The sequence below is a fragment of the Hydrogenophaga sp. genome (assembly GCF_018780385.1).
Taxonomy (GTDB): Bacteria; Pseudomonadota; Gammaproteobacteria; order Burkholderiales; family Burkholderiaceae_C; genus Hydrogenophaga.
The window spans coordinates 51074-74630 of record NZ_JADMJO010000038.1; the positions used below are offsets into that span (position 1 = coordinate 51074).

The 23557-nt window shown below is 60.4% G+C and carries 17 protein-coding genes; 8 read left to right on the forward strand and 9 right to left on the reverse strand.

The genetic code is table 11. The features are described from left to right. The 5 genes from IV113_RS14300 to IV113_RS14320 all read right to left on the reverse strand — a co-directional run bounded on the left by IV113_RS14300 (nucleotide 1) and on the right by IV113_RS14320 (nucleotide 6641). On the reverse strand, nucleotides 1–795 hold the full coding sequence (locus IV113_RS14300) for a methyltransferase domain-containing protein (protein ID WP_291086288.1): 795 nt from the start codon (nucleotides 793–795) through the stop codon (nucleotides 1–3). A 253-nt stretch (nucleotides 796–1048) separates the two neighbouring features. After that, nucleotides 1049–3379, reverse strand: coding sequence for an MMPL family transporter (locus tag IV113_RS14305; RefSeq protein WP_291086290.1), 2331 nt, complete (start codon nucleotides 3377–3379; stop codon nucleotides 1049–1051). Between the two features lie 78 nt (nucleotides 3380–3457). After that, nucleotides 3458–4711: a DUF1302 family protein gene (locus IV113_RS14310; RefSeq protein WP_291086292.1), complete on the reverse strand. Its 1254-nt coding sequence runs from the start codon at nucleotides 4709–4711 to the stop codon at nucleotides 3458–3460. Nucleotides 4712–4797: 86 nt separating this feature from the next. Then, nucleotides 4798–5673: an outer membrane lipoprotein-sorting protein gene (locus IV113_RS14315; RefSeq protein ID WP_291086294.1), complete on the reverse strand. Its 876-nt coding sequence runs from the start codon at nucleotides 5671–5673 to the stop codon at nucleotides 4798–4800. Between the two features lie 95 nt (nucleotides 5674–5768). Continuing rightward, complete coding sequence (locus tag IV113_RS14320; protein ID WP_291086296.1) at nucleotides 5769–6641, reverse strand: ThiF family adenylyltransferase; 873 nt, start codon at nucleotides 6639–6641, stop codon at nucleotides 5769–5771. A gap of 261 nt (nucleotides 6642–6902) precedes the next feature. On the opposite strand from IV113_RS14320, the gene IV113_RS14325 reads away from it, so the two are divergent. Beyond that, nucleotides 6903–7676, forward strand: coding sequence for a PEP-CTERM sorting domain-containing protein (locus tag IV113_RS14325; protein WP_291086298.1), 774 nt, complete (start codon nucleotides 6903–6905; stop codon nucleotides 7674–7676). Between the two features lie 129 nt (nucleotides 7677–7805). On the opposite strand, the gene IV113_RS14330 is transcribed toward IV113_RS14325, so the two are convergent. The 4 genes from IV113_RS14330 to IV113_RS14345 all read right to left on the reverse strand — a co-directional run bounded on the left by IV113_RS14330 (nucleotide 7806) and on the right by IV113_RS14345 (nucleotide 10767). After that, nucleotides 7806–8585, reverse strand: coding sequence for a PEP-CTERM/exosortase system-associated acyltransferase (locus tag IV113_RS14330; RefSeq protein WP_291086300.1), 780 nt, complete (start codon nucleotides 8583–8585; stop codon nucleotides 7806–7808). Between the two features lie 202 nt (nucleotides 8586–8787). Beyond that, the gene (locus IV113_RS14335; protein ID WP_291086302.1) at nucleotides 8788–9633 is read right to left on the reverse strand and encodes a hydrolase 1, exosortase A system-associated; all 846 of its coding nucleotides are present in this window, start codon (nucleotides 9631–9633) and stop codon (nucleotides 8788–8790) included. A 28-nt stretch (nucleotides 9634–9661) separates the two neighbouring features. Further along, nucleotides 9662–10510 carry a hydrolase 2, exosortase A system-associated gene (locus tag IV113_RS14340; protein ID WP_291086304.1) on the reverse strand — a complete coding sequence of 283 codons (849 nt, stop codon included), beginning with the start codon at nucleotides 10508–10510 and terminating at the stop codon, nucleotides 9662–9664. Further along, nucleotides 10507–10767: an acyl carrier protein gene (locus tag IV113_RS14345; protein WP_291086306.1), complete on the reverse strand. Its 261-nt coding sequence runs from the start codon at nucleotides 10765–10767 to the stop codon at nucleotides 10507–10509. Before IV113_RS14345 ends, IV113_RS14340 begins: the two co-directional genes overlap by 4 nt. Before the next feature lie 123 nt (nucleotides 10768–10890). Here IV113_RS14345 and IV113_RS14350 point away from each other — a divergent pair, with 123 nt between their 5' ends. From IV113_RS14350 to prsT, 7 genes are all read left to right on the forward strand, one after another. Next, entirely contained in the window at nucleotides 10891–12525 is a 1635-nt protein-coding gene (locus IV113_RS14350) for an acyl-CoA ligase (AMP-forming), exosortase A system-associated (RefSeq protein ID WP_363318619.1), read from the forward strand. After that, nucleotides 12512–13717 carry a pyridoxal-dependent decarboxylase, exosortase A system-associated gene (locus IV113_RS14355; protein WP_291086310.1) on the forward strand — a complete coding sequence of 402 codons (1206 nt, stop codon included), beginning with the start codon at nucleotides 12512–12514 and terminating at the stop codon, nucleotides 13715–13717. The genes IV113_RS14350 and IV113_RS14355 overlap by 14 nt, the downstream gene beginning before the upstream one ends. Beyond that, a complete protein-coding gene (locus IV113_RS14360) occupies nucleotides 13714–15702 on the forward strand; it encodes an O-antigen ligase family protein (RefSeq protein WP_363318620.1) in 1989 nt (662 codons plus the stop codon). The genes IV113_RS14355 and IV113_RS14360 overlap by 4 nt, the downstream gene beginning before the upstream one ends. Before the next feature lie 83 nt (nucleotides 15703–15785). Next, nucleotides 15786–17180, forward strand: a complete 1395-nt coding sequence (locus tag IV113_RS14365; protein WP_291086312.1) for a TIGR03013 family XrtA/PEP-CTERM system glycosyltransferase — start codon at nucleotides 15786–15788, stop codon at nucleotides 17178–17180. A 33-nt stretch (nucleotides 17181–17213) separates the two neighbouring features. After that, nucleotides 17214–19322, forward strand: coding sequence for an XrtA/PEP-CTERM system histidine kinase PrsK (gene prsK, locus IV113_RS14370; protein WP_291086314.1), 2109 nt, complete (start codon nucleotides 17214–17216; stop codon nucleotides 19320–19322). Continuing rightward, entirely contained in the window at nucleotides 19319–20680 is a 1362-nt protein-coding gene (gene prsR / locus IV113_RS14375) for a PEP-CTERM-box response regulator transcription factor (RefSeq protein ID WP_291086316.1), read from the forward strand. The genes prsK and prsR overlap by 4 nt, the downstream gene beginning before the upstream one ends. A gap of 28 nt (nucleotides 20681–20708) precedes the next feature. Beyond that, entirely contained in the window at nucleotides 20709–23486 is a 2778-nt protein-coding gene (gene prsT / locus IV113_RS14380; protein ID WP_291086318.1) for an XrtA/PEP-CTERM system TPR-repeat protein PrsT, read from the forward strand. Nucleotides 23487–23557 lie beyond the last annotated feature (71 nt).

The following is a 23557-nucleotide window of genomic DNA, read 5'->3' on the forward strand; positions in this document are numbered from 1 at the left end:
CTATGCGCGCTCGCCAGAGACGATGAACACCCCGGCAGAGACGAGGCGTTTGCCGGCGGCCACGTCGGCGGACAGGTCGTCGAACAGTTGGGGCAGATCCACCACGTCGCCCAGCAGAGACGCCTTGTAGCCCAGCAGGATGTTGAACAGGACCGGGAAGGGGAGTTCACTGCTGGTGAGCATCATCACCCGTGTCTTGACGTTCGTGAAGCCGGCCCTGAGCATCATTTCCTGCATCTTGCGGCCAATGAATCGGTCGCCGCCCTGGCTCGATTGAATCGCCTGCGCGCTGCTCAGCACATGGCTCACGCGCGGTTCCTCGGGGTGAAAGAGCACCAGGCCATCATCGGAGTCGACCGCACAGAAACGCCCGCCGCGGCGCGTGACGCGAAACACCTCCTGCACCACCGCGTCCGGCTTGGGCACGTGCTGAAGCACGAAGCGTGTGTAAGAAAAATCGATGCTCTGGTCCGCCAGAGGCAAGGCGTCGCCATAGGCCTGGTGGACAAACAACCCGCGAGCGGGCTTCTTTCGCACATTGCCTTCGAGCTCGGCGATCAGGGTCGGGCTGGGTTCCACCGCGTGCAGGCTGCCCTCTGGCGCCAGCTCGGCCAGCAGATCGGAGACAAAGCCCGGACCGCTGCCGATTTCCAGCACATCGTGCGTGGGCTGGATGCCCGCTCCCCGCAATATGGCGGCCTCCATGCCGCGCACGGCCTGGGCCTGCTGCTGCAAGCGTTGGGTCTGAAAACGCGCGTCGTTGAGCGCTTCGAATTGGTACGAACCGGTGTTCATGCTTTGCTTGCCTCGCCGTCAACGGTGGCGACCGGGAAGCGGCATCCCTGGATGCGAAGTTGAGCGCACATCGTCTTTTCCCTCCTCAAGCCTGCTCTTGTACGAAGATTGTATGGATAGGTGGTCATTTGAAAACTCATGATCAACCCTATCACTTCGTTCGCCGCGGCTCGTTTCATTATGCTCGCCGGTCATTCGGAGCGGGTTGGCGGAGCGCGAGGGATGCGAATGGCGTAAATCGATTGGGAGACGGCTAGAGCCTCAGCAGAGGGTGACGCAGATTCATGCGGCTCCACAACACCACAAGCGCGGGCAACAGCAAGAGCTCAAGCAGTTGTCCGGATATCAGGCCGATGGCGGTGAGCAGGCCGAAGCTGGACGTGGGCACGAAGCTGGACGTGCTCAGCAGAAGGAACTGCGAGACCAGCAGCACTGAGGTTGCCAGCACGGCCTTGCCCGATGCCTCGATGCTTCGCGCGATCGAGAACACCACGCCCAGTCCCTTGTCGCGGCGCTTCTGGTAGTTGTAGAAGATGTGGATGGTGTCGTCGACGGTGATCCCCAACACGACGCCCGCGATGAGCACGGTGGCCATGTCGAGGTGGATGCCCGTAGCCCCCATCAACATGAAGACGAAGAACAACGGCGCGAGATTGGGCAGCATGCTGATCACGGCGGCCGGGACCGTTCGCCACAGCAGCAGCATGATGAAGAAGATCTGCGCGAACGCCCCCGCGAAGCTGAGCAACTGCCCCCTCACCAACAGGTCTTCCTGATCGGCGAAGAGCCGTCCGTAACCCGCTATCTGCCATTTCAGCTGGGGCGCGTCGGTCTTGGCGATCAAGGCCTCGACTTTGTCGATGACCTCCTGGATCGCATTGGCGCCATGCACGTTCACGTTGAGCAAGATGCGCATGCGTTGGAATTCGTTGTTCACGAGTTCCGGCAGATCACGCCCGTCGTAGATGAGCAGCAGCTGGGCCATCATGCGATCGTCCGCTGGCAGGGCACGGAAGTTTTCGTCTTCCTCGTTGAAGGCCCAGTTCATCTCTTCAACGATGTCCATCATTGACAGCGAACGATCGACTTCAGGCAGGGCTTCCACCTGGGCCTGCAAGGCTTGGATTTGCTTGAGCACGGCCACGTTCTTGAAGGCATCGCGCCCGGGTCCGTCGATCACGATCTCAAGCGCGGTCACACCCACCAGAGACGCCTCCACCCGCGCCGTGGACTGCGTCAATGGATGGGATTGATTGAAGAACTTCAGCAGGTCCGACTCCGCTTCGACCTTGAGCACAAGTGCCGTACCGGCGACCACCACTGCCAGCAGCCCCCCCACCATCCAACCCGCATAACGGATGCCGAACCGTGCCAACCCGAATGAAAGGCGGCGCGTCCAACCAAAGCCACCGCCATCCTTTGCCCACGGCCCATGGTCGTACTTCACGAGCAAGGGTGGCACGAGGTAGAACACCACGAAATAGATCACCAAAACACCCACGGCACCCACGAAGCCGAACACCTGCACAGGCGGGATCGGTACGAGCACGAGGCTGATCATGCCGGCGGCGGTGGTCAACACGTTGAACATCGCGGGGGTATTGATCTCCTGAAGTGCGAAGACGACCCGCTTGGGGCGGTGAAATCCCGCATCGCGCATGCGCTTGAGCGCTGCATAGAAGTGCAGCAGTGTGGTCGCCGTGTAGGCCGACAGCAAGGTCGGCACCATGGCCGTCACCAGGGTGTAAGGCTTGCCGATCAGCGCAATGAGAGCGACGCACGCCACCACCGAGGTGCTCATGGCCACGGCCCCGATGATCACGGGGATCACGCGACCGACCACCCAGTAGAGCAGGGCCAGGCCCAGTCCCATCACCAGCGGCGTGAACACGATCGTGTCACGCAGCATCGACTGCATTTCGGCGGCGTCCAGGGCCACAGTGCCTGCGACCGCTACCAGATGTTTGTCCAGCGTCTGCTCTTGAACGGCGGCCCGGAAGGCGTCCTCGATCGATTGGCGTTGCCGGCTCTCGCTCAGCTTGTTGGTGCGCACCACGACCGCCAGCGATTTGCCGTCTGTGGACGCCAGCCAGCGTGGCATGAACCGATCGCCCAGGACCCTGGCCATTCTTTCCTGGGGTGACTCTTGCCCGAGCTTCGTGACGTCAATCAGCGGTTCGACGACGAAGCCGTCCGCACTGCCGGCAATGTGGTCAACACGGGTGACGGAAAACACCCGGTCCACATCGGGGTGTTTGTCCATGCTGGCCGCAATGCGGTCGAGCGCACTCAGCACGGGCGCGGTGTACACATCCTCACCCTGGAAAAGACCGATCAGGATCTCGTCGCTGGGAAATTCGGCTCGCAACTCGCGTTCGAGCACGGTGGCTGGCGCGTCGGCCGGAAAGTACAGCTCGGGTGCGTTGTTGAGGTTCAGCCTCAACATCAGCGCAGCGCCCACCACGTGGATGAGCACGATGATGGCAACCGCGGTTTTCCTGCGAAGGATGCGCGGCTGCGTGACACGCAGGAAGAGGGCGCTTTGCGTGACGTTGAACAGCAGGGTTCTCAGCCGGTCGATCAAGTGAAATCCTCAGTCATCTTCTGCCTGCAGCGCAGCGAGGTCATTCCAAATGCCCCGGTGCGTTGAATGTCCTTGCAATCAGAATTTTCCTTGCCAGCCGACAACCACGGAGTCGTTGCGCCTGAAGTAGCCCCCCAATGTGTTGTTGGCCCCGCTGAACAAGTGTGCTGCCAGATAGATTTCCTGCTTGTCGATGCCGGTGTAGCTCAGTCGGGGATTGAGGTACAGGTCGCGGTCGTTGAGACCCATGGCAAAACGCATATCGGCGCGCCAGCGCCCATTGGCAAAAGGATGCTCGATCTCGCCGGTGAAGCTGTAGATCCGGGTGCGATCCAGCACGGGCTGGTTGGTGAACGTGCGATGGCCTGCCAGTTGCAGCGTTACACGCGTTTCGCTGTCGCCGGGGAAGAATTCAGCGCCGATCACGATGTCGAGTGCCGGATCAGTTCGGTACTGGAAGGTCTGGGTCGTCAGTGGCCTGGCGCTGTTCACGGCGACCTCCATGCGCCACGTGGCACCCATGCGTTCTGTCTCCAGTTCGGCACCCAGCACGGTGCTGAACGGGTGCACCGCCTGCAGCACCACCGGTGCGCCCGGAATCACTTTGTAATAGGGCTGTGACTGCCGGACGCGCTGGACGCTGAAGCCATAGTCGAAGCCCTCGCCCTCGGCGGTCAAACGCAGGCCGGCGCCACCGGCCCCGTTGATGTCCGCCTTGACCACACGCGCGCCCACGATGCCCGGCAAGTTTCCAATGCCCAGGATTCGACCGTTGACGGTGTCCACCGGGTTCCACACGCTCCTGGCGTGCGGCATGACCGCGTCATCAAACACGGGCAACAGGACCCCATCGAGCTTTAAGTTATCTCCGAAGTACTCCGTGCGAACCGCGGGCACGGAACGCCGACGATCGGGCAGCTTGTCGAGAACACCTCGCGAGAAGTCCACCCGGCTCATGCGATCGACTGGGGAGATCTCGTCAACCCGTCCCCACAGGACGTTTTGGGTTCCCAAGGTCACGCGAAAATCTTTCTGCTGCCAGCGCAGGTAGTTTTCGGTGTAGTCGAGCCGAACGCGCTCGAAATCGCGGCTTCCGTTCTGCGAATGCGCGTCAAGCCGAGCGCCCAATGCGTAGCTCCAGTCGCCGGAGTCGCCACGCAGACTCACGGCACCGTGCGCCAGGACGCTGCCCGTAGCACCAGGTTTGTCGGTAAACCCGCCGATTTCCAGCCGCAGGGCGTCGACCTTGAGGCCTGGATCCTGGGCGTGCGTCGGCATGGCCGCGACCGCCCCCAGCATCACCAGCCCGGTCGTTGCCAAGGCACTGCTCATTTGTTGACCCCTCATGGAAATTGCTCCTACATTGTTGGATGTCTTGTTGTGCGATCGTGACTGCAGCACAGGTGCATTCAGCGTCCTCAGGGGCGGAATTCCTTTTCGATCCGCTCCTCGCCCAGCGCCCGAGACGTGAACAGCAACTCTGGCAGATTGCGGTCGTACAGCACACGCCCCACCGTCAGGCGGGTCTGGTGACCGCTCGCGAGGTCGTTCAGCGTGCTGTCCGTCACTGTCCAGTACCCCTGAATCTGCTCGCGTTTGACAACCAGAAGGCGCTTGCTGGGCTGATCGGCGTTGCGCTCGAAAAAGTCGATCCGCAAGGGCAGAAGGCTTTTGGGGTCGATCCAGCTCACTCGGCGAACGTAGACGGAATTGCTGGCATCCACCGGCACGCTCTCGAGCATTTCGCAGTCGGTGTCGCCCACCCGCTCCCGGCCCAACAACCGATGGGCGTCCATGGTCGGTTTGCGATCGCGCAGGTCTTCAAAGTAGTAATCGGAATTGACGAAACGACCCCCTTTGCGATTGGAGTCGACCCGGCGCACCCGCTGCATGGCGGGCAGGTAGATCCATTGGTTGGACACGCCGTCGGCGCCGTCGATGGTGAGCAGCCCCGTCCCCTGAATATCCGCAGGATCGGTGAACCTGATCAGGGTTGACACCTGGCCACCCGCCGCACTGGCGCGAAACACCACCATGCCGCGAACCCGCGCCGGCTTGCCTTCTTCCGTAAGGGACATAGACACCAAGGACGTTGAGTCCTTGCCGTCAGGGCGGTCATGTACGCGCTGAGCGAGCTTGGCTCCATCGTCGGCAAGTACAGCCGAGCAAACCAGCATCGCGGTCAGAAAAGCGAGCCCCTTCGCGCGCCGGGTCGCAACTTGTTGATTTGCTCCAGTTCCGCTCGTTGCTGTCCACAAGGATCCGAGCCATGAAAACCCGACCGTTCCTGCCATGCTCGCCCCTCCGTTTTGTCTGTCAACGGGCCAGTCTAACGCAGGCACTTTGCTGGCAGCCCGGTGCCCGGGTGTCGAAAGGAAACATCCCGATGTCAGGCGTCCGCCGACATTTTTTCCAGTCGCTTCTTGGCCACGAAGCTCTTGAGTCGTTGCAGCGGATTGCGGTTACCCATCCACAGGCGCCGGTGATGGAACCGCGAGACGCGCGCATCCAGGTAGGTGTACCAAGGCACACACTGCAGGTCTTGCGGGTGGAGGAGGGCCACGAGCGCCAGCGTGGTGATGAAGCCCGTGCACAGCTTGCACCCCGCAATGGAGCTGGGCCCTTTGCGCGCTTTCAGGTTGATCGTCTTCGGATCCAGGTACTTCAAGTGGTGCAGCTCTGGCGCGAAGCCCAGCATGAACTGGACGATCTTCTCGTCGTCCGACATCCCGGGCTTGATGGCGAAATAGTCTGCATACGACATGCCCTTGGGGCCGAAAGCCAGCACGCCGGCGCCCAGGCCCAGTGGCACGGCTGCAATGGTTGCCAAGCCTCGAGCGGTTGCCGCATTCACCAGCAGGGGATGCATGTCGACAGCGAATGCGTCGATCGCGTCCACGGCCAGATCGACGCCTTCCAGGAAGGCGTCGATGTTGCCCGTGTTGATGCCCTCTGTGAATTTCGTGATGCGCAACTCGGGGTTGATCGCGAGCGCCATTTCCACCATCACGTCGAGCTTTCGACGGCCGATGGTCTCTGTGTTGGCGCCATATTGGCGGTTGAAGTTGAACAACTCGAATTCGTCGAATTCCGCCAGGTGAAAACCGCCCACGCCTGCACGCACGAGGCTGATCAGGTAGTCCCCACCGACGCCGCCCATGCCGGCAATGGCAACGGTGCAATTGCGCAGGCGGTCATGCTCTGCGGTGCTGACCACGCCGAGGTTGCGGCTGAAGGCGTCTAGGTAGTTGAACGTGTCCATGCTGGCGGCTCTTCGTGTTGGAGGACGTGATCTTCTCTCAGAACAGCTGCGCGATCTCACCAAGCCTTGCTGGCTTGCATTCATCGAGTGTCCAACAAGTGTCGGTTTTTTTTCCACTCAACTCAGGTCTTGGCCACCTCCCTCGCTGCGAACTTTGATTTATTTCACTTTTTGAGGCCTGGCATGAAGTCTGCTTTGTTACTGAGCAGCCTGATCGAGAGTCCTTCAGGTCTTGATCCAGAAATTCACTAAGGAGTTACCATGAAACTGAAAAAACTTTTCGCAGCAATCGGTCTGAGCGCAATGCTCGTGAGCGGCGCAGCATCGGCAGCTACTGTTGCCGGCGTCACTTGGGATACCGGCTCTCCAATCGACTTTATCGCCCAGTCGAACCTGTTCGAGCAAGTTGCCCTGAATGCTGGTGACGAAATCAAAGGCTACGGCAATATCACGTCGATGAACGGCCTTAGCTCGTTTTGCGCTGGTTGCGAATTGACGTTCACGTTCTCGGGTTTCACGCTCCAAAATTCGATCACTGGCGCCCCATTCCAGCCGTTCGCATTTGAAGGCGGCAGCTTGCAAGTGTGGGTTTCGCCCATTGACTACAACTTCGCTGATCCTTCTACCGCCGGAAATGGCCTGTTGTGGTTGGACTTGACCGCCGCTGCGGGTAATTTTGCGGCAGCCCCTGGCGCTGACCTGCTGACCACCCTGTACGGCATGACGTCCGCATCCAGCACGATCGGCTTGGGTGTTGCAGGCACGGGCGCTGGTTACTTCAACGTGGTCGGTGGTCTTGCTGCTGCGTACTTCGACACCGATGCTGAAGTTGGCGGCACTGACTTCTTGTTCGGTTCGAACTTCTCGCCCATCAGCACTCCGATCGTTGATCCGGTGACCGGCGAGGTGTACACCCACGGTGGTGGCGCGACCATCACTGGTACTTCGGTGATCCCTGAGCCAGGTGCTTTGGCCCTGCTGGGTTTGGGTCTTGCCGGTCTGGGTTTTGTTCGCCGCAACAAGAAAAGCGCTTAACGCTCACTGGGTTTACCCACAAAAAAACCGCGCGCTGCGCGGTTTTTTTACGTCTGAAAATGATGAGTGATTGGAAGTGGCGGAAATGGCCGCCCGTCTCAACAAACGTAAGGTGCAATCAATATTCAATCAGCCCGGTGTGGGCAAAAATGCATCGAAGGGCGAAGGAAGCGCCTCCGCAGCCGTCCAAATCGTCTTGCCAAGACCAAGGGTCGGCTCTTCCCCACCAAATATGAATCGGTACAGACAGGAATTTCGAGTCGCCAGTCCTGTGCGCAACGCGTTGGCGCCTATGAGGTATGGCTGACGCGCAGGTTGAACAGCATGGTTGACGGGCCCTGCTTCGTGAAAAGGAAAGCCAAGTCGATTGAGCATCCGAGACAGCGAGGGCTCCATGGCTGCATAGCAGTGTGTAATGCCATGCTCACTCGCCAGGCGGAACACCTCCCGATACAAGCCCAAAGCAACGGTGGGCCCGTCGCGTTTGATCTCTCTGTTGAGGTCTTCGGATGCGCCTGAAGGCAGGGCGGGTCCTACAAGTTGTGTGTCCCGGCGATACCGGCGCAGTTTGCTCGAGATGGCGAGGCGGCCGATTTCACCGACCATATCAAGCTCAGCATTGGGCTGGCTGTGCAGGGTGTAGCGGGACAGAACATTGAGCCCACGGGGGCTCGGCAGGATGAGACGTGCACATCCCACAGCTTCACCGGTCTCCACCGAACGGCACAGTACATGAACGCTGTGGGCGTCGAAGTCGTCTGTCTCAAGTGGACGTTTGCCGACTTGGTCCTCGCAAGAAGGCAGGCGACCGAGCTCAGCGCAAAAAACTTCATGCCTCAGAGCGCAGTACTCCTCGTACTGCTCGGTGCCTGGACCAACGACCGAGTATTCATATTTTTGCGCCAGCATCGAAGTTCTCCGCAGTGCGCCCGAAGGCACCTGATTTATATATAGGTTGCAACCGCATCCCCAACGCAGCGACGATACCTTGATGAGGTGTGTTGCGCGGGCGCTGAAATGTAACTGCAACTGCCGAAATGTAAGGCCCGAATAGCCGGGAATTTCCAATCTACTTAACGGTATTGCCATGTGCGACGCCAGCGTAACCCGTTCACCTTATTCCCTTGAGCCATTGCAAGACGAATGACTCTGTCTGGCGACTGGCGGTCGCAGATGAGCAGGTGTGATCGGCGCGATCAATGGTCGATTTGGACACGGCCGGCCGCTCAAGCAGCCCATTCCACCGTGCGTCGCTCATGGTGTGCTCGACGAACTCCTTTGCCACGAGATCTCGCTCGCTGAGCAACAGCAGGATCGGACCTTTAAAGGCCTGCCAACCTTGTGCCATGTCATCCTGAAAACTGGATGGGCCGATGTTCTTGGTTCGCATGGTCTGCAAGCTGTTGCCCAGGTCTCGCACAGCCCGCCACCCGACCTGCCCGCCGAACAATTTGCGCCAGAACGCCGGTTCCGCAAGCCGCCACAGGTAGTAGTGTTTGACCTGTGCTCGGGCAAGACTTGCCTCGGAGCGCACCCAAGGGTTGAGAAGAGCAAGGCCAGCCACGCGCTGATCGTTCGTGCGCTGTGTGTAAAGGAGACTGGCCGACGCACCGTCACAAAGACCGCACAGCACAACTTGACTCACGTCGGAACAGTGGTCGTGAATGGCATTGATGGCGGCAGCGATGTGCGTCGAGGTGTCTTCAAACGATATCGGTTCGCCGGGGCTGTCGCCCATCCCGGGAAAGTCAAAGCGAAGCACCGGGTAACCCGCGCCGGCTAAGTGGCGTGCGATCTGCACAAATTGTCTGTGGCTGCCTACTCGATACTGCGCACCGCCCACCACCACCACCACCGCTGTGTGCTGCCGTTCTGCAGCGGGATCCGGCACGCTGACGATGCCCAGCATGTCGGCTCGCGGGCCGGGTATGCAGACGGCTTTCTCGTGGACGTTCATGACGACGGCTGGGTGGTGTTCGTTCGGCTCAGTCCACCGCCATGATTGCCAGGGTGGCGCTGATCAAGGCTGGCGCATCCTCAGTGGTCACGGTCTGCCAGAAGGCAGGGGCTTTGATCGCTTGGGCGTTCACTTGCCAGCCGGCGGTTCGCCACGCAGAGAGTTCTTTTTCAGCTGAGGGACTCATTGCAGTGTCTGCCTGTTTGGCCAGTTCAATCCAGATCACTCGGCCGCCGGCTTTTGTGGCTGGAGGCTTCAGGCGGGCGTGCGCCATGCTTTGAGCCAGTGCTGGACTGACGGTGTATCCCGCGATTTCGACAGACTGGCCTTGCGCAAGCAGTTGGGCTGGCGTCTGTTCGTCAGGCTTGCCTGCACCCAGCCATTGGCCCGCGGCGTGCAGGCGGGTGAATTGCTGCAGCATTTGCTGTCCACTCACCACGGGTTGCCAGAGCAGCAAGTGGGTTGGTTCGGTCAGAGTCTGGATAAATTCCGCGGCCAGCAAGGCCCCCGAGCGCATGCCCCAGATCCAGAGTGGGCCGCTGGCGGATTGGCTCAGCCAGCGGTGCGCCAGTGCGGCGTCTTCCAGCCAGGCGGCCCATGTGGCGTCTGCAAAATCGCCCGTACTGTCGCCGCAGCCGGTCAAGTCGATCTGCAGCACCGCATACCCGGCAGCTGCCAGAGCCCGCGCTTGTTGTGCGACCACGCGGCGAGTGGTGTTGAGCTCTTCGGCAAAGGGGTGCAAATACAGGATGCGTCCGCGTCGAGCGCTCCCCCTGGCCGGGTGGAACAGGCAAAAACGCTGACCGGCGCTGGGTGCCTGCGGGTCAACGGGCAGAAAAAAAGCTTGGGGAAGGGCTTCACGCCCCCGCTGACTCATGTGGCCTGGCCGGCCAGATGGTGGTGTACGAGGTCGCTCAGGCTGCCCACGGTGGCGAACACTTCCGCGTTGAGGTCGTCGTCACTGAAGGTAATGCCGAAATGGCTTTCCAGATCGGTGATGAGTGCCAACACAGCCATGGAGTCGAGTTCGGGGAGCGAACCCAGAAGCGGTGTCGTGGGACCGAAGGTGGCGGTGCGCCCCTGCAGGTTGAGAGCGTCGTCCAGCACGCGCAAGACCTGTTCGTACACATTCATGGAATTGAGGCCTGGTTTGGAATGAAGTGGGTGCGCAGAATTGCGCTTGATTCTAAAGAATTGCGCGCGACGGGCTCATGAGCGTGGTCGGCCGAAGGAGCTCGATGCCTTAACATGCGCCGCATGCCCACAGAGAGAGATTTCAGCGATCGCTATCCACCGGTTTTGCTGCACGAGCTGCCGCTTCGGGCAGCCGCCTCCTGGCCTGAACGGGAAGCCTTGACGGCAGGAGCGGTGCGGCTTTCTTACGGTGAGCTAGGCGATGCGGTGTCGGACCTTGCGTCGGGACTGTTGCACCTCGGATTGCCCCGTGGAAGCCGCGTGGCGGTGTTTCTGGAAAAGCGCATCGAGGCTGTGGTGACCAGCTTCGCCGTGCCAGCGGCGGGTGGGGTTGTGGTGCCGGTGAACCCGCTCCTGAAAGCGACCCAAGTCGCTCACATTCTTCAAGACGCCGGCGTGCGGGTGTTGGTGACCTCAGCGTCTCGACTGCAAGCTCTGTGGCCCGCGCTGGGCGAATGTCTGTCCCTGCAGCATGTGATGCTCTGTGATGACATCGATGCGTCTCAAGGAGCGCATTTCAAGCTTCATGCCTGGGCCGATGTGCTGGCTGCACCCGCTCAAGCGTTGCCGCTGGGACTTGAGACCGACGTGGCGGCAATCTTCTACACCTCTGGCAGCACGGGGCAACCCAAGGGAGTGGTGCTTTCGCACCGCAACATGGTGGCGGGAGCCACCAGTGTGGCCAGCTACTTGCGCAACCGATCCGACGACACACTGCTCGCCGTGTTGCCCCTGTCGTTCGACGCGGGCTTCAGTCAGTTGACGACCGCGTTTCTGGTGGGCGCGCGCGTCGTCTTGCTCAACTACCTGCTGCCACGCGATGTGTTGACGGCGATGTCCAAAGAGCGCGTGACGGGTTTGACGGCCGTGCCGGCGCTTTTCATGCAGCTTGCAGCGCTGAACTGGCCGGCTGAGGCCGCGCAGCATTTGCGTTACTGGGCTTGCACGGGTGGGCGCATGCCTCGGGCGACGCTGGATCGAATGCGGCAGATGACGCCTGCGGCGCAGCCTTTCCTGATGTACGGGCTGACCGAAGCATTTCGCTCCACTTACCTGCCGCCGTCCGAAGTGGATCGGCGACCGGACTCGATCGGGAGGGCCATACCGAATGCAGACATTCGTGTGCTGCGGGTGGACGGCACCGAGTGCGATGTCGACGAGCCGGGCGAACTGGTGCACCGGGGACCACTGGTGGCACTGGGCTACTGGCGCAGGCCGGACGAAACAGCCTTGCGCTTTCGCGTGCTGCCCGACGGACTCAAGGCGGGGGCCGGGGAGGTCGACCGCCCCGAGATTGCGGTTTTTTCGGGTGACACCGTGCGCCGCGATGCCGACGGTTTTCTGTATTTCGTTGCCCGCCGTGACGAGATGATCAAAACGTCTGGCTACCGCGTGAGCCCGACCGAAGTGGAAGAGGCTGTGTACGCGAGTGGCTTGGTGCACGAAGTGCTGGCCGTGGGTGTGCCGCATGCCATGCTGGGGCAGGTCATCCTGGTGGCTGCCGTGGCCACGAAGGCGGAAGACACCGCCGCGTTGCTGGCGCACTGCAAGAGCACCTTGCCCGCTTACATGGTGCCGGCCGGTGTGCATTGGCATGCGCAGGCCCTGCCGCGCAATGCCAATGGAAAGCTCGACCGCGCCCGCTGGAAGGCGGACTGGGAAAGTGCTGCAGGAAAGAAAAACGATGAGACCTTCTGAGACGATCCGGGGTGAACTGTGTGTGGGCGGCATACCGCTGTCGCGTTTGGCCGAACGCGTTGGGCAGACCCCTTTTTATGCCTACGACCGCCACCTGCTGGCCGAGCGTGTGGCGTCTGTGCGAAAAGCCTTGCCTGCAGGCATCGGGTTGCACTACGCCGTGAAGGCCAATCCCTTGCCCGCGCTGGTGGGGTTCATGCGCACCCTGGTGGATGGCCTGGATGTGGCTTCCGCCGGCGAGATGGCCGTGGCGCTCGATGCTGGCGCCGACCCGATGCACGTGAGCTTCGCTGGCCCGGGCAAGCGCGCGGCGGAGATCGCCCAGGCCGTGGCCGCGGGTGTGCTCGTCAATCTGGAGTCGTTCCGGGAGGTCGAGCTGCTGGCGCTTGCATCACAACGCCTGGGTCTGCCCGCCAGGGTGGCCGTTCGCGTGAACCCCGACTTCGATCTGCGCGGCGCCGGCATGCGCATGGGCGGTGGTGCCAAGCCTTTCGGGGTGGATGCCGAACAGGTGCCTTTGGTGCTCAAGTCGATTGGCGATGCGGCTTTGCAGTTTGAAGGCTTTCATCTGTATCCCGGCTCGCAGAACCTCAATGGCGAGTCGATCGCGGAGGCACTGCGCCAATGTCACCAGCTCGTCGTGCGCCTGGCCGACAGCGCGCCAACGCCGGTGAGGCAGGTGAACTTCGGAGGTGGGTGGGGCATCCCATATTTCCCAGGCGAAAAGGCGCTGGACCTGGCACCTGTGACCGAAGCGTTGATGGGCATCAAGAACAGCATGGCCGCCGAATTGCCGGGCAGCCAGTTGGTGCTTGAACTCGGGCGATACCTGGTCGGCGAAGCTGGCGTGTATGTGGTCCGTGTGCTGGACCGCAAGGTGTCCCGTGGCCAGGTGTTTCTGGTCACCGACGGCGGTCTTCATCATCACCTTGCTGCTTCTGGCAATTTTGGACAGGTGATCCGGCGCAACTACCCCGTGTGCATCGGCACGCAAATGGACTCTGCAGAACGCGAAAAAGCGTCCATCGTCGGGCCTCTGTGCACGCCACTGGACATACTGGCCGACCGGGCGGAGCTTGCACCGGCGCACCCTGGTGATCTGGTGGTGGTTTACCAATCGGGCGCGTACGGACCGAGCGCCAGCCCTCAGGCCTTTCTCGGCCATCCGCGCTGCGCGGAAGTCCTGGTTTGAAGGTGCGCAGCGCGGCCTTGTGGCAGGCGCGCTGGAACGTCGCCGCGCCAGGGCTGCTGCTGTTGCTGGGCGCCTGTCTGGGGCTGGCCTCGTTGGGATTGGCGGTGCAGCATCCGGTCGCGCCACTGGCGCTGCCGCTCACCACCCTGTTGGTCATCCTTTGGAACGCGGCCCGGCCCCAGGTCCTGTGGTTCCTTCTCCCGGCGGCCTTGCCCATGATGAGTTTCACACCCTGGACGGGGTGGTGGCTGCTTGATGAATCCGATGTGCTGGTGCTCGCCTGTCTGGCAGGCGCATTCGCTCGATGGGGGGTCGATGTCCAGCGCGGTCGCACGGAGGAATGCATGCCTTGGCGCAGGTCATTCGCGGCGCTGTGGTGCGCCGTTGCCCTGTCCCTGCTGTTGGGCGTGTTGCGTGGTGTTGGAGACGCTGGAGTCGACTGGACAACGATCCCGGCCTGGAACGAGGCCATGTATGCAGGCTACGACAGCACGTGGAACACATGGCGCGTTGCAAAGAGCCTGGCCTGGGCGTTGCTCATCGGCATGCTGTTGCATGCGCCGGGTGGCGCAGGCGGACGAGGGCCTGCTCGTCTGGTAGCGCGAGGCATGGTCGTCGGTTTGGGGCTGGTTGGCGCGATTGCCCTCTGGGAACGCGCGGTCTACGCTGGCATCTTTGATTTCAGCCATGCCTACCGCACCAGTGCGTGGTTCTGGGAAATGCACGTGGGCGGCGGGGCCATCGACGCCTACATGGCGATCGCGGTGCCGTTTGCCGTCTGGGCAATGTGGACGTCAACAAGCACGTGGCGCTGGGCGGGCGCCAATATCTTGATGGTGCTGTCGGTTTACGCCGTGCTCACTACCTATTCCCGTGGCGTCTACCTGGCGGTGTTGATCGCGTTGCTGTTCATGGGCATTACAGCTTGGCGGTTCAAGCTGGTGCCCGCCGGCGGCTCGGCCCGGGGTCGTCGGACCCTGCTGGCCATGGTGTCAACCCTGGTTCTTGAAAGTGTGTTGGTTTTGGGCGGCGGCTCGTTCATGGCCGAACGCCTTGCGGGGTCAGGCTCGGACCTCGTCGGCCGCATGGAGCATTGGCGCTCGAGTCTGAGCCTGCTGAAGTCCCCCGAGGCGTGGACGACCGGATTGGGCATTGGGCGATTTCCCGCACATTACAGCCGCGAAGTTACTGGTGGGCACTATCCGGGCGAAGCCTTGTGGCACGGAGATGCAGGGGAGCAGACCCATGTCTTGCTCTCGGGTCGCCACGAAAGTGGCCAGCACGCTGACCTGTTTGCGTTGACACAACGCGTCGACCTGACGGGGGCAGGCAGCATTCGGGTACGCTTGCGGGCAACTGGTGAGCGCCCATCGACGCTGCTGGTGAGCCTGTGCGAGCGGCACTTGCTTTACGATTTCTCATGCCAAAGGCGATGGGCCTCGCTGAAGCCCATGTCAGACGCGGGGAGCGGCTGGATTGAGTTGAGGATGGGTAAAAACCTCTTTGACGGAAAAAGCGGCGTTGCCAGTCTGCGGGAGAGCGTTTTTGCACTGTCGCCAATGCATATCGAGCAAGCCATTCGCATCGAGAGAGTTGAACTGTGGGATTCGAGTGGTCGGCAACGCCTTCTCAATACCGATTTTTCCAAAGGCCTGCAACACTGGCTGCCCATGGCGCAAGGACGGTTTCAGCCTTGGCACATCGACAACCTCTATCTCGATGTGTTGGTCGAGCGAGGGTTGTTGGGTCTTGTCATCCTTGCCCTCTGGGTCTTGTGGGCGTTGCGCGGTCTGTGGGAAAAGCTGCGGCAGGGCGATTCGGTGGCGTGGGCCTTGGCCGCTTCGATGGTCGGCATTGTGAGTCTTGGAGCCGTGATCAGTGTCACGGAAGTGCCGCGTGTGAGCTTGATACTGATGATTTTGTTATGGTCAAGTGACGGATTTCGTGGACAAATAGAGGATGTTTCACGTTGTAACAAGTCGTAGTCCTTTGCATTACGCTGTAATGTCGACGACGATGTTGTCCGTCCCGCAACGCCGTCACTCGAAAATACTCAGGGACTCCCGTTTTGATCAAGATTTTTAACCACTATTTCCATCGAAGAACGGTGCTCCAGGTCATGCTTGACATGGGGCTGGTGGTTGGTGCGCTGATGCTGGCGCTGTTCGTTCAGTCCAATCCGGCGCTGCTGGGTGCCTCTGTGGCGACCGAAGGGTTGTCCCGCGGAGTGCTGATGGCGTTGGGCATGTTGGCCGTGAATTCAGCCCTGGGTTTCTATGAACGCACCCGGAGCAAAACCACCGGCCAGATGCGTGCACGGGCGGTGTTGTCTTTTGTACTGTCGGGCGTCATCGCCATCGCCGTTCTTTGGTTGTTGCCGTTGGAACCATCCTATGACGCCAAGTGGGTGGCCTTGATCGTGCTGGGTACGACGGGCTTCATGCTGACCCACCGAGTTCTCGTCGGCGAGATGCTGCCGAAATCGATCACGCGCCGCAAGGTTCTGGTCTATGGCACCGGTGAACGTGCGCAGATGGTCGGAAAGTCACTCACCCACGCCAGTGCCAACGTTGAGCTCGTCGGTTACTTCGCGAGCCCCAATGAGACGGAGCACAAGGTGACCTCCTGGGCCACGCTAGCGCCCGGTGAACGCCTCAACGATCTGGTCCAACGGGCTGGGGTCGACGAGATCGTCGTTGCATTGAGTGAGCGCCGTGGAGGCAGCATGCCCATGCGAGAACTTCTCGATTGCAAATTGCAAGGGGTGCGAGTGTCCGACATTGCTACTTACTTTGAACAGAATCTGGGACAAATCCGCTTGGAGTCAGCGTCGGCGGGCTGGCTCATTTTTGGCGAAGGTTTCAACCAAGGTTTTGTTCGCACATCGGTCAAGCGGCTTTTCGACATTGCAGGAGCCATCTTCCTGATCTTGATCTCGCTTCCGATCATGATGATCACTGCGTTGGCGATCAGGCTGGAGAGCGCAGGCCCCATCCTCTACCGACAGGAACGCGTAGGCCTCAACAGCAAGACGTTCAGCGTCGTGAAGTTCCGCAGCATGCGCACCGACGCAGAAAAAGACGGTGTGCCCAAGTGGGCCACTGCCGCGGACAGCCGGGTGACGCGTGTTGGACGGATCATCCGCAAGCTCCGCATCGACGAGTTGCCGCAATTGTTTGGTGTGCTCAAAGGCGACATGAGTCTGGTAGGACCTCGCCCTGAGCGGCCATACTTTGTCGACCAACTTACGCAGGACATTCCTTTTTATGCGGTGCGACACAGTGTCAAGCCCGGCGTGACGGGCTGGGCACAGGTGAGTTACCAGTACGGTGCTTCTCGCGAAGACACCGTCGAAAAGCTGCAATACGACCTCTACTACGTCAAGAACCACTCGCTCTTTCTTGATCTTGTGGTGCTCTTCGAGACCATCGGGGTTGTGTTGACGGGCAAAGGTGCCCAGTAGGCTTTTCCGAATCATGCTTGCGGGGCCAGCGGCATGAACGGCATGGGAAATTCCCTCATGGCCTGGGGCTTTGGCGCTGCAGCCCTTTGCTACGCTTTGCTCGCTGTGATGGTGGGGAGGCAAGGTTACTGGAAGGCCCCCGTTAACAAGCCCGGGATTGCAATCCTGTCGGCGGCCGTTCTCACCACGCTGTGGTCATGCCTGAGTCTTGTCGCTTTGTCGTTGCCGGTGTGGTGGGGCTGGGCAGCGGTGGCCGACATCTGTCGGTACGCGGCTTGGTTTGCCTTCGTGGTTCACCTGTTTCGTGCCAGCACGGAACAGGGGCGGGCGTTGGAGACGGCGCCCTGGATGTCTCCCCTGGCTGTAGCGCTGCCAGTTCTCAGTCTCCTGATTCTGGTGTTTTCCGCGATCTGGTTCAAGGGAACAACCGGTGCACCAGTCGGACTGTTTCTCACGTTGATGTTGCTGGCCGTGATGGGATTGGTTCTCGTTGAGCAGTTGTTTCGCAACCTGCCCGAGGACGCGCTCTGGAGTGCAAAGCCCATCTGTCTGGGGCTCGCAGGCACATTCCTTTTTGATCTTTACCTGTTCTCTCAGGCGGTGCTCTTCAGTGGCATTGACGAGGATGCATGGAACATCCGTGGCCTCGTGCATGCGGCGTTGATGCCGCTGCTGCTGCTCTCCACCACCCGTCATCGCGACTGGATTTCCAAGATACGGGTCTCGCGCAAGGTGGTGTTCCATTCGGCCACGCTTTTGATGGCGGGTGGCTATCTCTTGTTCATTGCCGGCGTTGGTTACTACGTCCGCTACTTCGGCAGTGACTGGGGGCGATCCTTGCAGTTGGCGATGGTGTTTTTGGCCCTCGTGCTGCTGGTGGCACTTGCCCTGTCGCGAACTTTTCGTGCCCGGGTGAGGGTGATGTTGGGCAAGCACTTTTTCAGTTACCGGTACGACTATCGCGAAGAATGGTTGAAGTTCACCCAGACCCTGTCGGCGAACACCGCGCCGGGTGAAATGGGCCTCAATGTGATTCGAGGCCTGGCGGACATGCTGGAAAGTCCCGCGGGGTTGTTGTGGTTGCGGCGTCCGGATGAGCAACTCTATCGCCAGGTCGCACGTTGGAATTTCCCCCACGTGTCCGAGACCGAGCCGGTGGATTCAGCGTTGTTGGCCTTCATGCAGCGAACAGGCTGGGTGGTCAATCTCGATGAGTACCGACTGCAACCGGATCGGTACGAACACTTGAAGCTGCCGGAGTGGCTGGTGCTTCAGTCTCAAGCTTGGCTGCTGGTGCCTCTGTGGTTGGGTCATGAGCTGTTGGGTTTTGTGGTGCTGAGCAGCCCTCGCACGCGAGTGGACGTGAATTGGGAGGTGACCGACTTGCTCAAGACAGCGGGGCGCCAGGCCGCCAGTTTTCTGGCGCAAGTGCAGTCGACCGAGGCACTGTTGGAGGCTCGCAAATTTGAGGCCTTCAGTCGAATGTCGGCATTCGTCGTGCACGACCTGAAGAACATCGTGACCCAACTGTCTCTCATGGTGAAGAATGCCAAACGGCTGAGTCACAACCCCGAGTTTCAGGCGGACATGTTGATGACGGTCGAGAACTCCCTGGAACGGATGCGCCAGTTGATGTTGCAGCTGAGGGAGGGCGCTGCCCCAGGGGGCGCAGCAGTGGGAGTGGACCTCGGTCGCATTGCTCATGAACTTGCCTCCAGCGTGTCCCACCGCGGGCGGCAACTGGAACTAGAGGTGGAGCCCCGCGTAGCAACGCGAGGGCATGAAGATCGTTTGGAGCGTGTCATGGGGCATCTTGTGAACAACGCGTTGGATGCCACTGAAGCGCCGCAGCGCGTTTGGCTCAAGATAGAGCGCTACGGGAGCCATGCGCGGGTGGAAGTCGGGGACAATGGGTTGGGCATGTCGGAGCAGTTTGTGCAGGAGCGGCTGTTCAAACCCTTCCAGACAACCAAGGAAGCAGGCATGGGGATTGGCGCCTATGAAAGTTTTCAATACGTGCAGGAGTTGGGCGGAAAGATGTCGGTAGACAGCAAGGAAGGAGTGGGAACCGTCGTCACTTTGCTGCTGCCGCTCATTGAATCGTTCAGCGAATCGGACTGGCATCAATTGGGAGAGGCATGAGCTCAGACAAAGGACCGCAATTGCTGATCGTTGAAGACGATCTTGCACTGCAGAAACAGATCAAGTGGTCACTCGACCAGTTCGCTTCGGTCACCGCCGATGACTGCGAGACTGCGCTCGTTCAACTCCGTCGCCATGCGCCTGCCGTGGTGACGATGGATCTGGGCCTGCCGCCTGACGCCGACGGCACATCCGAAGGTTTCAAGTTGCTTGACCAGATGCTCGCCGCCGCACCAGACACGAAAGTGATCGTGCTCACAGGCCAGAACGGTCAGGCCAATGCACTCAAGGCCGTGGCCATGGGCGCGTACGACTTTCTTGCCAAGCCGTTTGAGCCAGAGATGCTCAACCTCACCGTGGAGAGAGCCTTTCGCCTGCACGAGCTGCAGACGGAGAACGCGCGACTGCAGTCCATGCGTCAGCCCGATACGTTGGCTGGACTCATCACGCGGGACCCGGAGGTACTTCGCGTCTGTCGAACCATCGAAAAGGTGGCCAACAGCGGCGCGACCGTGATGCTGCTGGGTGAGAGTGGCACGGGCAAGGAGGTGCTGGCCCGTGGGTTGCACCAATCTTCCAACCGCAAAGCCGGACGATTTGTTGCCATCAATTGCGCGGCGATTCCAGAGAATCTTCTCGAAAGTGAACTGTTTGGCTACGAAAAGGGCGCCTTCACCGGAGCGGCCAAGACGACCTTGGGCAAGATCGAAACAGCCAATGGCGGCACGCTCATGCTGGATGAGATCGGTGATCTGCCGATGCCGCTGCAGGCCAAGCTCTTGCGGTTTCTGCAGGAGCGTGTCATTGAGCGTGTGGGTGGGCGTCAGGAGATTCCGGTGGACGTGCGCATCGTTTGCGCAACCCATCAAGATCTGAAGCAACTCACCACGGAAGCCCGGTTTCGCGAGGATCTTTACTACCGCTTGGCCGAGATCGTGGTCAATATTCCACCGCTGCGGCAGCGCGTGGGTGACGCAGCTTTGCTGGCCCATGCCTTCACCAAGCGTTTTGCACAGGAACAAAACCGCCGCAACCTGTCTCTATCGGACGATGCGCTCAGAGCGATTGAGGCGCACTCCTGGCCAGGCAATATCCGCGAACTTGAAAACTGCATCAAGCGTGCCACCATCATGGCTGAGGGCTCGCAAGTGACATCTGACGATCTGGGCCTGCCGGCCACCCTGGAGAGTGCCGCCGAGCAATCACTTGATTTGCGAGCGGTGCGGGACGAGGCCGAGAGAAAGGCCGTCATTGCTGCGGTGGCTAGGTCCAACGGCAATTTGCTCAGAGCGGCCGAATTGCTGGGCATCAGCCGCCCGACCTTGTACGACTTGATGCATCGGCTCGGCCTCAAGTGAAGCTCGTCACACCATTCCGGAGGAACCCATGAAAATCACCAGAACCCTTTTCGGATTGGCACCCGTCACCCTTGCCGTCACGTTGCTGCTCGCAGCCTGCGCAGACAACGATCCCCAGAAAATGGTTGCTTCGGCGCAGCAGTACCTGGACAAGAAGGACAACGCTGCGGCCATCATTCAACTCAAGAATGCCTTGCAGGAAGACCCCAACCTGGCGCAGGCGCGTTTTCTTCTGGGCAAAGCGCTGTTGCTCAACGGCGACCCGGTGGGTGGCAAAGCCGAGCTGCGCAAGGCGCGCGATCTCGGATTCGCTCCTGAGCAGGTGACGCCGTTGCTGGTGCGCAGCATGCTCGCATTGGGCGAGTACAAACAGGTCACCACCGAATTCGACAAGGTTGAACTGGCCACGCCGGTAGCGACGGCGGATTTGAAAACTTTGGTGGCAATCGCTTGGCGCCAGCAAGGCAAACAGGATGGTTTCGAGGCCAGCTTGCAACAGGCGCTTGCAGCCAAGTCGGATCATGCCCCGGCGCTGATCGAGCAAGCCCGATTCAAAGGCGCACAGCGCGACTTTGAAGGAGCAATCGCAGTTCTGGACAAGGTTCTGGCGGCGACGCCCAAAAACGAAGATGCCTTGAAACTGAAGGGCGACATCTTTTTGTACAGCAAGCGAGATGTCAAAGACGCTTTGGCGCTGTACCGCGATGCCAGTGAAGCCAATCCCCAGTTTGCAGATGCCCGTGTTGCCGTTGTCCGCGTGTTGCTGAGTCAGGGGCAACTGGATCAGGCGTCCACAGAATTGGACGCCCTGGTGAAGATCGCCAAAGGAACGCCGCAGACGTTGTACCTGCAGACGCTTCTCGCGTTTCAGAAAAAAGACTATCCGGCAGCACGCGATTTTTCGCAACAGATGCTGAAGATTGCACCCAACAGCCCCACGGCACTGGAGATGGCAGGGGCGACCGAGCTCCAACTGAATTCGATGGTTCAAGCGGAGGCCTACCTGACACGCGCAGTTGCGGCCGCTCCTCAGTTGAAGATTGCGCGCCGCGCTCTTGTGCTTACGTTGTTGCGCACCGGTCAGACAGACAAGGCTCTTGCGGCCTTGCCGCCGGATATTGCGACAAATGACTCTGATGCCGCCTTGCTCTCGGTGGCGGGGCAGGTGCACATGGTGAAAGGTGAACTCGAGCAAGCACAGAACTTCTTCGCGCGCGCCACCAAACTCGATCCCAACGACCCCGCCAAGCAGACCTCGCTGGCCGTCAGCCAGTTGATGTCGGGAAAAACCGAGCTTGCCATGGAGTCCTTGCAGGACATCGCGGCATCCGACAAGGGTGTGGTGGCCGACATGGCATTGATCAACGCACATCTGCGCAAAAAAGACGTGGACAAGGCGTTGGTCGCCATTGACGCCCTGGAGAAGAAACGAGCCAATGATCCGATGCCTTCGTTGCTTCGCGGTCGTGCCTTGCTGGTGCGCGATGACCGGGCCGGCGCTCGCAAGGCCCTGGAGCGTGCTCTGGAAATTTCTCCGTCTTACATGGCTGCAACGACTGCGCTTGCGACGCTGGATGTTGCTGACGGCAAGGCGCAGGAAGCTCAAAAGCGGTTTGAGGGCGTAGTGCAGCGTGAACCCAAGAATGCGCAAGCGTTCATGGGCCTGGCTGAGATAAAGGCCAGAAACGGTGCTCCCAAAGCAGAGGTGCTGGACGCAATTCGCAAGGCGATCGACGCGGCACCCACCGAGAAGTTGCCTCGATTGATGCTTGTCGAATACCTCCTGCAACAGAAGGACAATGCAGCCGCGTTGTCAAGTGCGCAAACGGCGGTGTCTGCGATCCCTGACACCCCTGAACTGCTGGACGTACTGGGGCGGGCGCAGGCGGCCAATGGGGAGAACAACCAAGCGATGAGCAGCTTCAACAAGATGGCTGGTTTGATGCCTCAGTCCCCGTTGCCACACGTGCGAATGGCGACCGTGCATTCCGTGATGAAAGACCTGGCGGCGGCCGAGCAAAGTCTGCGCAAGGCATTGGAACTCCAACCCAACTTGCTGGTCGCACAGCGGGGCTTGGCAGAGCTGGCCGTTCAAGCGAAGAAACCAGCCGAGGCGGTGGTCGTGAGCAAAACCGTGCAGAAGCAGCGGCCCAAGGAAGCGGTGGGCTTTTTGCTCGAAGGGGATGTTCACGCCGCTACAAAAAATTGGAGCGGTGCAGTCGATGCCTACAGTGCCGGGCTCAAGGCCGCGCCCAGTACTGAGTTGGCCATCAAGCTGCACACCGTGCAGGGCTTGGCAGGGAAGGCAACCGATGCAGATCGCACGGCTGCGGATTGGATCAAGAGCCATCCGGATGATGCAGGGTTCCGCCTTTTCCTGGGTGACCGCGCACTGGGCGTCAACAAGCTTCAAGACGCACAACGCCACTACGAGCGGGTGATCGAACTCCAGCCCAAGAATGGATTGGCGTTGAACAACCTGGCATGGGTGGCTGGGAAATTGGGACGCGCCGATGCTGTGTCAATCGCTGAGCGGGCAGTGGCAACTGCCCCCAACCAGCCGGCATTCATGGACACTTTGGCCATGTTGCTGTCCGACAAGGGCGAACACGCCAAAGCGCTGGCTATCCAGAAGAAAGTGGTCGCTGCGCAGCCCAATTCGCCGGCGTTCAAACTCAATTTGGCCAAGATCCACGTGGCTGCGGGCGATAAAGCCGCTGCGCGCGTGTTGCTTGATGAGTTGGAAGCCCTGGGTGCCAAGTTTGGGGGACAGAGTGAAGTGGCCACTGTGAAGAAGTCGCTCTGAGGCGCTCGCAGTGTTTCCTCGGAGAACACCAGCAGGATCGCATCGGTCGAATGCGCTGTCTTGTGTGTCGG